This window comes from Planobispora rosea, assembly GCF_014648175.1.
Taxonomy (GTDB): Bacteria; Actinomycetota; Actinomycetes; order Streptosporangiales; family Streptosporangiaceae; genus Planobispora; species Planobispora rosea.
On sequence record NZ_BMQP01000044.1, the window covers coordinates 38,712 to 52,275 of the forward strand.

10 protein-coding genes are annotated in these 13,564 nt (G+C 72.0%); 6 read left to right on the forward strand and 4 right to left on the reverse strand.

Annotated features, from left to right (window positions below; translation table 11 throughout):
* Positions 1–104 precede the first annotated feature (104 nt).
* On the forward strand, positions 105–2,690 hold the full coding sequence (pepN, locus tag IEZ08_RS31770) for an aminopeptidase N (protein ID WP_068925774.1): 2,586 nt from the start codon (positions 105–107) through the stop codon (positions 2,688–2,690).
* A 206-nt stretch (positions 2,691–2,896) separates the two neighbouring features.
* Entirely contained in the window at positions 2,897–3,847 is a 951-nt protein-coding gene (locus IEZ08_RS31775) for a hypothetical protein (RefSeq protein WP_068925776.1), read from the forward strand.
* 21 nt (positions 3,848–3,868) lie between these two features.
* Here the strand turns inward: IEZ08_RS31775 and IEZ08_RS31780 are convergent, their stop codons facing one another.
* Positions 3,869–5,299 (reverse strand): amidase, encoded by a 1,431-nt coding sequence (locus tag IEZ08_RS31780; RefSeq protein ID WP_068929054.1) that lies wholly within the window; start codon positions 5,297–5,299, stop codon positions 3,869–3,871.
* A gap of 326 nt (positions 5,300–5,625) precedes the next feature.
* Here IEZ08_RS31780 and IEZ08_RS31785 point away from each other — a divergent pair, with 326 nt between their 5' ends.
* The 3 genes from IEZ08_RS31785 (at position 5,626) to IEZ08_RS31795 (ending at position 9,176) form a co-directional block, all read left to right on the forward strand.
* A complete protein-coding gene (locus tag IEZ08_RS31785; RefSeq protein ID WP_229803737.1) occupies positions 5,626–6,333 on the forward strand; it encodes a nuclease-related domain-containing protein in 708 nt (235 codons plus the stop codon).
* Between the two features lie 252 nt (positions 6,334–6,585).
* Positions 6,586–8,424, forward strand: coding sequence for a dihydroxy-acid dehydratase (ilvD, locus tag IEZ08_RS31790; protein WP_068925779.1), 1,839 nt, complete (start codon positions 6,586–6,588; stop codon positions 8,422–8,424).
* Positions 8,425–8,690: 266 nt separating this feature from the next.
* On the forward strand, positions 8,691–9,176 hold the full coding sequence (locus IEZ08_RS31795) for a helix-turn-helix transcriptional regulator (RefSeq protein WP_068925781.1): 486 nt from the start codon (positions 8,691–8,693) through the stop codon (positions 9,174–9,176).
* Between the two features lie 118 nt (positions 9,177–9,294).
* Here the strand turns inward: IEZ08_RS31795 and IEZ08_RS31800 are convergent, their stop codons facing one another.
* The 3 genes from IEZ08_RS31800 to IEZ08_RS31810 form a co-directional block, all read right to left on the reverse strand.
* Positions 9,295–9,504 (reverse strand): FmdB family zinc ribbon protein, encoded by a 210-nt coding sequence (locus tag IEZ08_RS31800; protein WP_068925783.1) that lies wholly within the window; start codon positions 9,502–9,504, stop codon positions 9,295–9,297.
* Between the two features lie 124 nt (positions 9,505–9,628).
* A complete protein-coding gene (locus tag IEZ08_RS31805) occupies positions 9,629–10,450 on the reverse strand; it encodes a GNAT family N-acetyltransferase (RefSeq protein WP_068925785.1) in 822 nt (273 codons plus the stop codon).
* A 117-nt stretch (positions 10,451–10,567) separates the two neighbouring features.
* A complete protein-coding gene (locus IEZ08_RS31810; protein ID WP_068929055.1) occupies positions 10,568–11,077 on the reverse strand; it encodes an HNH endonuclease in 510 nt (169 codons plus the stop codon).
* Between the two features lie 387 nt (positions 11,078–11,464).
* On the opposite strand from IEZ08_RS31810, the gene IEZ08_RS31815 reads away from it, so the two are divergent.
* Positions 11,465–13,537 (forward strand): prolyl oligopeptidase family serine peptidase, encoded by a 2,073-nt coding sequence (locus IEZ08_RS31815; RefSeq protein WP_189243568.1) that lies wholly within the window; start codon positions 11,465–11,467, stop codon positions 13,535–13,537.
* The last annotated feature ends 27 nt before the right edge of the window (positions 13,538–13,564 follow it).

Here is a 13,564-nt window from a genome sequence, read left to right on the forward strand (position 1 = left end):
TCAATCTGCCGCGGGGTTTCCGAAGCGGCGATCTCCTGCCTGACGTGGCAGGATTCAGGCAGCCCTCCGCAACGGAGCGGAGGAAGTCGTGACGAGGAGCGGTAGTGGCAGGCAATCTGACCCGTGACGAGGCCCGCGAGCGCGCACGGCTGCTCAGCGTGCAGTCGTATGCGGTGGAGCTCGATCTGACCGAGGGTGAGGAGCGTTTCGAGAGCATCACCACGGTCCGCTTCACCAGCACCCGGGTAGGCGCGGAGACGTTCATCGACCTGGCCGGCGCCAAGGTGCGCAAGGTCGTCCTGAACGGCGCCGAGCTGGACGTGGCCGCCTACGACGCCGAGACCGGGCGGCTCCCGCTGCCGAACCTGGCCGAGAGCAACGAGCTGCGCATCGACGCCGACTGCTCCTACATGCGCACCGGCGAGGGCCTGCACCGCTTCGTCGACCCGGTCGACAAGAGCGTCTACCTGCACAGCCAGTTCGAGACGGCCGACGCGCACCGCATGTACGCCTGCTTCGACCAGCCCGACCTGAAGGCGACCTTCGAGCTGACCGTGCTGGCGCCCTCCCACTGGGAGGTCATCTCCAACGCGGCGCCCGACGAGGTCGAGGAGCTGGCCGAGCACCGCGGCAAGCACGGCGCGCTGCAGGCCGCCAAGCGCTGGCACTTCCCGCCGACCCCGGTGATGTCCACCTACATCACCGCCCTGTGCGCCGGGCCGTACCACAAGGTGACCTCCGAGCACGACGGCATCCCGCTGGGCATCTACTGCCGCGCCTCGCTCGCCGAGCACCTCGACCCGGAGAACATCTTCGAGATCACCCGGCAGGGCTTCGACTTCTTCCACAAGGTCTTCGGCGTCCGCTACCCGTTCGGCAAGTACGACCAGCTGTTCGTGCCGGAGTTCAACGCCGGCGCGATGGAGAACGCCGGCTGCGTGACCTTCCTGGAGGACTACGTCTTCCGCTCGCGCGTCACCGACGCCGTCATCGAGCGCCGCGCCGAGACGATCCTGCACGAGATGGCGCACATGTGGTTCGGCGACCTGGTCACCATGCGCTGGTGGGACGACCTGTGGCTGAACGAGTCGTTCGCCACCTACGCCTCGGTCCTCTGCCAGGCCGAGGCCACCCGCTGGGGCCAGGGCGCCTGGACGACCTTCGCCAACGTGGAGAAGGCCTGGGCCTACCGCCAGGACCAGCTGCCCTCCACCCACCCGATCGCCGCCGACATCGTCGACATGCACGCGGTCGAGGTCAACTTCGACGGCATCACCTACGCCAAGGGCGCCTCGGTCCTCAAGCAGCTGGTCGCCTACGTGGGTCTGGACAACTTCCTGGAGGGCGTCCGCGCCTACTTCACCGAGCACGCCTGGGGCAACACCGAGCTGAAGGACCTGCTGGAGGCGCTGGAGCGGACCAGCGGCCGCGACCTGTCGTCCTGGTCGAAGGAGTGGCTGGAGACCTCGTGGGTCAACACCCTGCGCCCGGCTTTCGAGGTCGACGCCGAGGGCCGCTTCACCAGCTTCGAGGTGCTGCAGGAGGCGCCGGCCGACTACCCGACGCTGCGCTCGCACCGCGTCGCCATCGGCCTGTACTCCCTGCGGGATGACGCCCTGGTGCGGGTCAAGCGGGTCGAGCTCGACGTGGTCGGCGCCCGTACGGCCGTGGCCGAGCTGGTCGGCGAGGTCCAGCCGGACCTGGTCCTGATCAACGACGACGACCTGACCTACGCCAAGATCCGGCTGGACGAGCGCTCGCTGCGGACCCTGGTCGAGGGCGGCATCGCCAAGTTCGCCGACGCTCCGGGATCGCCGGGGTCGCTTCCCCGGGCGCTGTGCTGGTCGGCCGCCTGGGACATGACCCGCGACGCCGAGATGTCCACCCGTGACTACGTGGCGCTGGTCACCTCCGGCATCTCCTCGGTCAAGGACATCACCGTCACCCAGACCGTGCTGCGCCAGGCACGTCAGGCCGTCCAGCAGTTCGCCGACCCCGCCTGGCGCGCCGAGGGCCTCGCCCTGCTGGCCGCCTCGCTGCGCTCGCTCACCGAGGCGGCCGAGCCCGGCTCGGACCACCAGCTCGCCTACCTCAACGCCCTGACGGCGGTGGCCTCCTCCACCGAGGACCTGGCGTTCCTCAAGGGCCTGCTGGACGGCACGGCGGTGCTGGAGGGGCTGGCCGTCGACACCGACCTGCGCTGGACGCTCACCCAGGCCCTGGTCTCCAACGGCGTGTTCGGCGAGGAGGACATCGCCGGCGAGCTGCTGCGCGACCCCACCGCCACCGGCGAGCGCGCCGCCGCCCTGGCTCGGGCCGCGATCCCGACGGCCGAGGGCAAGGCCACCGCCTGGACGACCATGACCGAGGGCAAGCTGAGCGGCGCGCTGCTCCGCTCGACGATCCTCGGCTTCATGGACCCGCGCCACCCGGAGCTGCTGGAGCCCTACGCCGACCGGTACTTCGCCGAGATCGGCCGCATCTGGGAGTCCTGGACCTTCGACAGCGCCCAGAACTTCGCGGTCGGCTGCTACCCGGCCCTGGCCGTCTCCCCCGAGACCGTGGCCAAGACCGAGCGGCTGATCGAGGAGACCGCGCCGCCGCAGGCGCTCAAGCGCCTGCTCCTGGAGGGGGCCGACGGCATCGGCCGGGCCCTGCGCGCCCGCGCCAAGGACGCCGCCCCGGCCTGAGGCCGCGACGGGGCGAAGGCCGCTGAACCCCGCGGAGCGCCCCCGCCGGAACGACGGCGGGGGCGCTCCGCCGTTCTCCGGCCGGGCCCCGCCGAGTCCACCGGGTTCCGGCTCCGCCGGATTCCGAGCCACCGGGTTCCGGGTTCGCCGGATTCCAGGTCCGCCGGATGGAACGGCGAACATCGGATCACGGATATCGTCTGAGCGTGGATTCGGTACAGGACGTGCTCGTCACGCTCGCCCGGCGGCACGCCTTCGCCGACCTGGAGGCGCTCACCGATGACCCGGTGGTCGTGGCGGTCTGCGAGTTCGGGCAGCGGCTGCTCTCCCTCGACGCGGAGGACTTCGCGGTCGAGGCCCGCGAGGTGCCGCCCGCGCTGCGGCGGCGCGCCCGGGCCTGCACCATGCCGCAGACGCCCAGGGAGCAGCCGCGCGGCGCGCTGGAGTCGCTGCGCCCGGCCTACGGGCTGCTGCTGGAAGTGATCGCGGTCCGGTGGCACCGGCGCGAGCTCAGCCCCATGGTCGCCGCCCTGCACATCGCCAGCGAGTACCTCCCGCTGCTCGCCTTCGAGCCGGTGCTCGGCCACGCCGGCGACCCGGCCCGCTGGCCCGCCGGGCTCACCGCCCCGGGCAGCAGGTTCGGCGTGATCGGCGACCGTGAGTGCGACCACACCAAGCCCGAGCAGTCGGCCGCCGGCCGGACCCTGCGGGTGGCCGGGGAGCCCGCCGAGGGCTGGCGGGCCTACTTCGACCGGCAGCACAGCCAGGTGGCGGGTGCGCTGGCCACGTGTGTGGCCGACTGCCGCAACCCGTGCACCGCGATGGACTGGGTGGCGCCGGAGCGCCGCGACGGCCTCACCTCACGGGCGCGGGTGGCGCTGGCCTTCGCCGACACCCCGCTGGTACGGCTGCGCCACGCGGCCCCCGTGGGGCACGGCTTCGGCGTGCCCTCCCCGGAGGAGGTCCAGGAGGCCTGGCAGCGCAGCCGGATCATCCTCGCCAAGCACGAGGTGGGCCAGGCCGCCTCCGCGGAGGACGGCTTCCCGCTCCCCGGCCTTCCCAGCCTGTTCTCCGCGATCGCCGCCGCGCCGGTGCCGCCCTCGACGCTGCTGGACGACATCGCCGCGCACCTGGTCACGCTGCTGCGCTCCTCCTAGGGAGGGTCAGAGCCGCGGCGCCTACCAGACAGCCGGGCGGCGCGCGCCCCAGAAACCTCCCGCGGCCGTCTCAAGCTGCGCGGAGAGCGAGATCAGCGTGCCCTCGTCACCGAACCGTCCGGCCAGCATGACCCCGATCGGCAGCCCCTCCCCCGTCCAGTACAGCGGCAGGTTGACCGCGGGCTGGCCGCTGACGTTGTAGATGGCGGGGAAGGCGGCGAAGCGCTTCATCCGCTCGAAGGTCTCCTCCGGGTCCCCGCCCTCCTCGAACCAGCCCACCGGCCGCGGCGGGGCGGTGACGGTCGGGGTGAGCACCGCGTCGTACTCGTCCGTCACCATCAGGCCGAACCGGGTCGCGAGCTGGAGCGCCGACTGGGCCTGGAGGAAGTCCGGCGCCGGGGTGGCGTAGCCGCGCTCCCGCAGCCAGGCCGTCAGGGGGCGCAGCCGGTCCTGCTTGGTGAGGTCCACCGGGTGCATGCAGGCGAACGCGTACCAGAGCGTGACGAACTGCGGCACCAGGTCCGGCGAGAACGGCGGCGCGATGTCGACGACCTCGTGGCCGAGGGCGGTCAGCTCCGCCGAGGCGTGCTCGTAGGCGGCGAGCACCTCGGGGTCCACCACCGCGCCGGGGACCAGCGGCTCGGCGTAGCGGGCGATCCGCAGGCGGCCCGGGTCCCGGGCCACGTAGGCGGTGAACGAGCCCAGCTCCGGCGGCGGCGCGTGGTAGAGGTCGCCGGGGTTGTTGTGCGCCATCACGTCCAGCAGCGCCGCGGCGTCGGCGACGGTCCTGGCGATCGGGCCGTTGGTGGACAGCCCGGCCAGGTCGGGGATGATCGGGGCGAAGCTGATCCGGCCCCGGGTGGGCTTGATGCCGTACAGCCCGCAGACGGAGGAGGGGATCCGGATCGAGCCCGCGCCGTCGCTGCCCTGGGCGGCCGGCGCCAGGCCCGCCGCGACCGCGGCGGCGGCCCCGCCGCTCGATCCGCCGGCCGAGCGGGACAGGTCCCACGGCGTGCGGGTGGGCGGCGAGACGGAGGTCTCGGTGTAGCAGGGCATCCCGAACTCGGGCGTGGCCGTCTTGCCGAGCATGACCGTCCCGGCCTCCCTGAGCCGCTCGACCACGCTGTCGTCCACCGGGGCGACGAAGTCGTCATAGGTCGCCGAGCCGAAATGGATCGGGACGTCCTTGACGAGGTTGAGGTCCTTGATGGGGACCGGCACCCCGAGGAGCGGCGAGGCGTTCTCCCCGGCCTCTCCGGCGAGGACCCTCGCCTCGGCCTTGTGCGCCTGTTCCAGCGCCAGCTCGGGGGTCACGGTCACGTAGGCGCCGACATCGGGGTCCAGCCGCGCGATGCGGTCGAGGTAGTGCTCGGTGATCTCGACCGGCGAGATCTCCCTGCGGCGTACGGCCGCCGCCTGCTCCAGAGCGGTGAGATCATGAATATCTGCCACGCCCCGCACGCTAGGCGGAAACCGGAAGGTTATCTAGAGAGATATGTATAGATACCCGCCATCGCGTACCGCCATGCGGGTGATGGCAGTCACAAAAGTGTGAGTTGCGGAGTACTAGGCACCCCGTTTGAAGGTCAGCTACCGTGAGTTACGTGGATTCCGGTCAGGTGCCAGAAGACGGTAACATTACGTCACCGATTTGGGCCGGCGAGGGCCCGACCGCCAAGAGGCCGAAGGCTCGTCCGGCAGAGCCTTCGTCTACGTACGCGCCCGTCGAACGCGTCTCCCTGCTGAGTCTGCTCAGCCACCCCCGCTACCGCCCGCTGGTGCGCCGCGCGGCGATCGCGATCGTCGCGGGCGTCGTCGTGGGGTTCCTGCTGATCAGCTGGCGCATGGGCCTCACCGCCGCCGTCGTGGCCGCGATCGCCGACACCGTGGTGCGCGCCCGGTCGAACTCGACGGTTCCCGCCTGGCGCCGCGCCTCGGTCGCCGAGCGTCGCACGGAGGCCCAGCTGAAGAGCCTGGAGCGCCGGGGCTACCGCACCCTGCACGCGCGCGCGATCCCGGACAGCGACGCCCAGATCGACCACCTGGTCGTCGGGCCCACGGGGGTCTACGCCGTCGACTCCGAGAAGTGGGACAAGCGGCTCCCGGTCCGCGCCCAGTCGCACCGCAAGCTGTTCCTGGGCCCGTTCTCCCAGAAGGCCCGCCTCGACGAGGCCCGCTGGGAGGCCAGGCGGGCCGCCGAACTGATCGGCGCGGAGCTCGGCCGGGAGATCATCATCATCCCGTCGCTGGCGATCTACGGCCCGGCCATCCCGTGGAAGGTGCTCAACGTCCGCGAGGTCGACGTCTTCGACGGCGGCCACGTCCGCAAGTGGATCACCAAGCGGGAGCGGTCGCTGACCGACGCGGAGATCACCGGGATCTACGAGGCAGCCAAGCGGGTGCTCCCGCCGCGCTACCCGGAGTCCCCGGACCAGAGCCCGCCGTCCCGCCCGGCCAGGGCCGAACAGGTCACCTCCGAACGCTGACCCGTCCTCCGGAGGCTCCCTGAGGACCCGCCCCCCATCGTCCACCCACGCCCGGCGGCCCGGCCGCCGGGCGTTCTCGCTCCATCCCGGCGCTTCCATCCCGGCGCTTCCATTCCGGCGCTTCCATTCCGGTTCGTGGCGGCGTTCCCCGTGCTCCTCGGCCCAGGCGTCCGTCAAGTGGACCTGGGGTCTCATCAGGCGGGCGATGGCCGTACCATTTGAAGACTCAGCGTCGATGATGGGAGAAGCGTCATGCCCGCCCTCAGGTCTCGTACGGTCACTCACGGCAGGAACATGGCCGGAGCCCGGGCCCTGCTCCGGGCGACGGGCGTAGCCGGCAGCGACTTCGGCAAACCGATCATCGCGGTGGCCAACAGCTTCACCCAGTTCGTCCCCGGACACGTCCACCTGCGCGAGGTCGGCGACGTCGTCGCGGGGGCGATCCGCGAGGCGGGCGCGATCCCGCGCGAGTTCAACACGATCGCGGTGGACGACGGCATCGCGATGGGCCACGGCGGCATGCTCTACTCCCTGCCGAGCCGCGAGCTGATCGCCGACGCGGTCGAGTACATGGTGAACGCCCACTGCGCCGACGCGATGATCTGCGTCTCCAACTGCGACAAGATCACCCCGGGCATGCTGCTGGCCGCCTTCCGGCTCAACATCCCCACGGTCTTCGTCTCCGGCGGGCCGATGGAGGCCGGCAAGACGCCCGGCAAGAAGCTCGACCTGATCGACCCGATGATCGCCTCCGCCGACGACAGCGTCTCCGACGAGGATCTGCTGGCGATGGAGGAGAACGCCTGCCCGACCTGCGGCTCGTGCAGCGGCATGTTCACCGCCAACTCGATGAACTGCCTGGCCGAGGCCATCGGCCTGGCGCTGCCCGGCAACGGCACGATCCTGGCCACCCACAAGGCCCGCAAGAAGCTGTTCCAGGACGCCGGGCGGCAGCTGGTGGAGATCACCCGCCGCTACTACGAGCAGGACGACGAGAGCGTGCTGCCGCGCAACATCGCCACCAAGGAGGCGTTCGAGAACGCCATGGCCCTGGACGTGGCGATGGGCGGCTCGACCAACACGATCCTGCACATCCTGGCCGCGGCCCGCGAGGCGCAGGTCGACTTCGGCCTCAAGGAGATCAACGAGATCTCGCTGCGGGTGCCGTGCCTGAGCAAGGTCGCCCCGGCCACCGACAAGTACCACGTCGAGGACGTCCACCGGGCCGGCGGCATCCCCGCCATCCTCGGCGAGCTCGACCGGGGCGGCCTGCTCCACCGGGACGTGAACACCGTCAGCGGCGGCACGCTGGGCGACTACCTGGACGCCTGGGACGTGCGCTCGCCGAAGGCGCTGCCCGAGGCGGTGGAGCTGTGGCACGCCGCCCCCGGCAACGTCCGCACCGTCAAGCCCTACTCCCAGGACGCCCGCTGGGACTCCCTCGACCTCGACCGCGAGGGCGGCTGCATCCGCGACATGGAGCACGCCTACACCCGTGACGGCGGCCTGGCCGTGCTCTACGGGAACATCGCCGTGGAGGGGTGCATCGTCAAGACCGCCGGGGTGGACGAGTCGATCTGGCGGTTCTCCGGGCCCGCCGTGGTCTTCGAGTCCCAGGAGGACGCCGTCGAGGGCATCCTGAACAACCGGGTCAAGGAGGGCGACGTCGTCGTCATCCGCTACGAGGGGCCCAAGGGCGGGCCGGGCATGCAGGAGATGCTCTACCCGACCTCGTTCCTGAAGGGCAAGGGCCTGGGCAAGGCCTGCGCCCTGATCACCGACGGTCGCTTCTCCGGCGGCACGAGCGGCCTGTCCATCGGCCACGCCTCCCCGGAGGCGGCCGAGGGCGGCACCATCGCCCTGGTCGAGGACGGCGACATCATCGAGATCGACATCCCGGGCCGCTCGATCGAGCTGAAGGTGGCGGATCCCGAGCTGGCCGCCCGCCGCGAGAGGCTCCTGGCCGACCTGGGCGGCTACCGCCCGCGCGACCGCAACCGCCCGGTGAGCGCCGCCCTGCAGGCCTACGCCGCCCTGACCACCTCCGCCTCCACGGGCGCCTCCCGCGACCTGTCCCAGCTCTCCCGCTGAGGCCTCCGTCGCGGGATCCCCGGCGGGGTCCCGCGACAAGGTCCCGGCCACACCACCCCACCCGTGCCGCGGCATCCCCGGCACGGGTGACCACCTCCCCGCCACCGCATGCCCTTCTCCGACGGCACCGGTACGGCGAGGGGCGGGGCGGGTGTTGCCGGCGCCGCCGTACGGCGGACAGCCCGGCATGTCGCCTGAGGGCCACAGTGTTGAGAATCCGGCATCTCTGTTCGAAAAATGTCAGTGCCGGAACCTATTCTTGAAGCATGGCAAACGTCGTGAAGTCCCCCGCCAGCCCCCTGACGACCGCCGAGATCGCCGCCCTCGCCCTCTCCCTCGCCCACCTGGGATCGGGTCCCCAGGCCGACGCCGCCCGGCATGGTCTCCGCCATGCCTTCGAGCACCTGGAGCTCGGAGACGATGTCGTGGCCACCACCCTGGCCACCCTGACCGCCCCGCTGTCCGCCCCCGTCGCCGACCGGGCCAGGACCATCGCGAGCGCCATCACCTCCCGGCTCGTGATCCGCCTGCACTACCGGGACGCCACCGGCCGGGTCAGCGTCCGCGACGTCGACCCGGTGACCTGCATGGTCCACCGCGAACACTGGTATCTCGTGGGAATGTGCCGTATGCGCGGCGCGATCCGCGCCTTCCGGTTCGACCGGATCATCGCCACCGAACCCACGTTCGTCCCCGCCCGCCCGCACCGGCCCGAGGGCTTCCTGCCCTTCCAGGGCAAGCGCGCCGCATGACACGTCAGCAGGCATAACACGTCAGCAGGGACCGGCGGCCGGGATCTCCCCCGGTCGCCGGGAACCTCACACCGTCATCGGTGACCCCGGGCCCACCGGGGTCACCGCCCGCGGCGGGTCAGCCGCAGCAGCCGCCACCGCAGCAGCCACCGCCACCGCCCGACGGACGGGGAGCGCCGGCGGCCCCCGTCACGGCGATCGTGGACAGCAGCCGGACGGTGTCGTCGTGTCCCGCGGGGCAGGCCGCGGGCTCGTCGGACTGCGCCATCGGGCGCGACAGCTCGAAGGTGGAACCGCAGGCGCGGCAGCGGAAGTCATAACGCGGCATACCACCAGATTACCCAGACGGGCACTGCGGAATGACCTCCGGACGTACGGCCGGGACCCATGCGACAGGCCGGGACATCGCCGCCGGGCCCCCGCCGGGACCCCAGCGGGGTCCCGGCGGGGCCTCAGGCGAAGGCGATGAAGACGTAGTCGGCGACCGGGCGGTAACCGATCGCCTGGTAGATCGAGTTGGAGACGGGGTTGGACAGGTCGGTGAAGAGCACGACCTCGGCCGCTCCCTCCTCCAGCGCCCTGCGGGTCGCGGCGCGCGTGACCGCCTCGCCGTACCCCCTCCCGCGGAACTCCGGCGGCGTGTAGACCGGGCCGATCCGCGACATGGCGGCGATCGGCGCGGAGAGGGCCGCGAACGCGACCGGACGGCCGCCGTCCTCCCACAGGACCAGTTCCTCGCGGCCGATCCGGCTGGAGACGAGCGGGGCCGGGTCTGCCACGGCGTCGTTCATCGCCTCGGCGTGGAAGTCCACGAACCATTTCGCGATCAGGTCCCGGTCGGCGGCGGTCGCCGTACGGGGCGCACCGGCCGGGGAGCGCCGGGCCGGGGTCGGAGAGTCGAGCCGGTAGAGGCGCTCGGCCACGCGCTCACGCACCGGCCGCCACCACGCCGCGGCGAACGCCTCGGCCTGCGCCAGCGGTCCCTGGACTCCGGGGACCGCCCGCTCGCTCTCGATCAGCGCGGTGGCCAGGTCCGTCAGGGTCTCCGCGGGCAGGTCGGGCAGGAGCAGCCCGCGCGGCGGCGTCTGGAGCACCGCGGCGACCGTCCCGCCGTCCCGTTCCAGCCAGCCCAGCAGCAGATCGTCGGTGTACACGCCGGAGCGGATCGCGCGCACGACGGTCAGCGGGACGGTGTTGCGGACGGGGTCGCGAAGCAGCCACGGCTCCGCCGCCCCGGCGAACACCTCGACGTCCGAGGTGAAGGTCCATGCCATGCACCCGATTGTGCCGACACGGGCCGTACCGGGGCGAGCGGATATCAGCCGTGTCCGTCAGACGGCGCCCACACCCGTGACACACCCGTCAGGCGGCGGCCCGCCGCGGCGCACCCGTCAGGCGGCGTTCTCCGCCAGGTAGGGCGCCCACTGGGGGTCGCCCGCGACCTGCGCGCCGATCAGCCGCCAGTGCACGCCCCGCGGCACCACCGGCACCACGCTCAGCGTCCAGCCCAGCTCCTCCAGGAGCCGGTCGGCCTTGCGGTGGTTGCACGTGGTGCACGAGGCCACGCAGTTCTCCCACGTGTGGGTCCCGCCGCGGGAGCGGGGGATCACGTGGTCGATGGTCTCGGCCTTCTGCCCGCAGTAGGCGCACCGGTAGTCGTCCCGGCGCATCAGGGCGGTCCGGGTCAGCGGGATCCGCGACCGGTAGGGGATGCGGACGTAGCGGCGGAGCCGGATCACCGACGGCGCGTCGAGCGTGCGGCTCGCCGAACGGAGCACGGCGCCCCGCCCGTCACGGTGGACGACGTCCGCCTTCTCCCTGAGCACCAGCACGACGGCGCGGTGCAGGGAGAGGGTGGTCAGGGGCTCGTATGTGGCGTTGAGTAGGAGGACTTGACGCATCATCGAGCCTTTCCCGGCACGTGGCGCGTCTGGGTCGGGGGCACGATCTCGCGTGCCCCGGATGGTGGCCCTTCTTGGGGCCCGGGCGCTTCCGTCACGATGACCTCCGCCGGACGGCCCAGCGGATGGTCACCACGGCACCGTCCTCCACCAAGTTTGGCTTCTCCGTCGCCTTACCCGCCACCCATAAATGACGGGAGTGGCTCGTGGTGCTTTTATGCCCGCATTACCTGTTCTTCACTCCTCCCGAAAGGAGGCCGCCGGCGGAGGACGGTGACGGCCGGATCAGGCCCGCCACGTGCGGGCGGCGATCGGTCCCCGAGCCCGTACGGCACAGCCGCGCCCGGCCGTGCCGCACAGCACCCCGGACGCCGTAGGGTTCCAGCCATGACGCGACAGCCGTACCCGCCCGCCCGCCGTGACGACGTCGTCGACGACCTGCACGGCGTCCTCGTTCCCGACCCCTACCGATGGCTGGAGGACCCCGACGACCCGGCGACCAAGGAGTGGCTCGCGGCCCAGGAGACCCTCTTCGCCGCGGAGACGGGCGCGCTCCCCGGCCGCGAGCGCTTCCGGGCGCGGGTCGCCGAGCTGCTGAGGTCCGGCACGGTCGGGGCGCCGGTCTGGCGGGGCGAGCGCCACATGTTCATGCGGCGCACTCCCGGGCAGGAGCACGCCGTGCTCTACACCGTCGACCCCGACGGCGCCGAGCGGGCGCTGCTGGACCCGATGGCGCTCGACCCGACCGGGCTGACCACGCTCGACGCCTGGCAGCCCGACAAGGAGGGGCGGCTGCTGGCCTACCAGGTCTCCGTCGGCGGTGACGAGGAGTCCAGTCTCTACCTGATGGACATCGCGACCGGGACCCGGATCGAGGGGCCGATCGACCGGTGCCGCTATTCCCCCGTCGCCTGGCTCCCCGGCGGTGAGGCCTTCTACTACGTGCGCAGACTGCCCGCCACCGAGGTGCCCGAGGGCGAGGAGCAGTACCACCGCCGGGTCTACCTGCACCGCGTCGGCACCTCAACCGAGGACGACGTCATGATCTTCGGCCACGGCATGGAGAAGACCAACTACTACGGCGTCTCGGTCTCCCGTGACGGCCGGTGGCTGCAGATCTCCGCCTCCCGGGGCACCGCGCCGCGCAACGACCTGTGGATCGCCGACCTGGAGGCGTCCTCACCCGAGTCCCCGGAACTGGTCGTCGTCCAGGAGGGCGTGGACGCCCAGACCGCCCTGCACTTCGGCCGTGACGGGCTGCTGTACGTCTTCACCGACCGCGACGCCCCGCGTTCCCGCGTCTGCGTCACCGATCCGGCCACCCCGCAGGCCGAGCACTGGCGTGACCTGATCCCGCAGGACCCCGAGGCCGTGCTGTCGGACTTCGCGATCCTCGACGACCTCGACCGGCCGGTCATGCTGGTCGGCTGGACCCGCCACGCGATCAGCGAGATCTCGGTCCACGACCTGCGCACCGGCGAGCGGCTCGGCGCGGTGCCGACGCCGGGCCTGGGCACGATCGGGGGCATCGCCGAGCGTCCCGAGGGCGGCTACGAGGCGTGGTTCGGCTACACCGACAACACCACCCCGCCGACCATCCAGCGCTACGACGCCCGGACCGGCGAGACCACCCTCTGGGCCGCCTCGCCCGGCGCCGTCGAGGTGCCCGACGTCACCACCGAGCAGGTCGTCTACCGCTCGGCCGACGGCACCGAGGTGCACATGCTGGTCATCTCCCCGCCCGGGGCGCAGGGTCCCCGCCCGACGATCCTGTACGGCTACGGCGGCTTCGGCATCTCGATGACCCCGGGCTACTCGGCGTCGATCCTGGCCTGGGTGGAGGCGGGCGGCGTCTACGCCATCGCCCAGCTGCGCGGCGGCGGCGAGCAGGGAGAGGACTGGCACCGGGCCGGGATGCTCGCCCACAAGCAGAACGTCTTCGACGACCTGCACGCGGCGGCCGAGCACCTGATCGCGAGCGGTGTCACCGCACCGGACCGGCTTGCCGTCTCCGGCGGCTCCAACGGGGGCCTGCTGGTCGGCGCCGCCCTCACGCAGCGTCCCGACCTCTACGCCGCGGTGGTCTGCTCGGCCCCGCTGCTGGACATGATCCGATACGAGCTCTTCGGCCTCGGCGCGACCTGGAACGTCGAGTACGGCACGGCCGCCGATCCCGAGGAGTTCGCCTGGTTGTCGTCCTACTCCCCCTACCATCACGTCAAGGAGGGCGTCTCCTACCCGGCGACGCTGTTCACCGTCTTCCAGTCCGACACGCGGGTCCACCCGCTGCACGCCTGGAAGATGTGCGCCGCCCTGCAGCACGCCCAGGCGGCCGACCGGCCCATCCTGCTGCGCAACGAGGCCGAGACCGGCCACGGCGCCCGCGCCGTCAGCAAGACGGTCGAACTCGCCGCCGACCAGCTCGCCTTCCTCGCCCGCCACACCGGTCTGGTCCTGTAGGCGCGGACCGCGGACCGCGGACCCGGG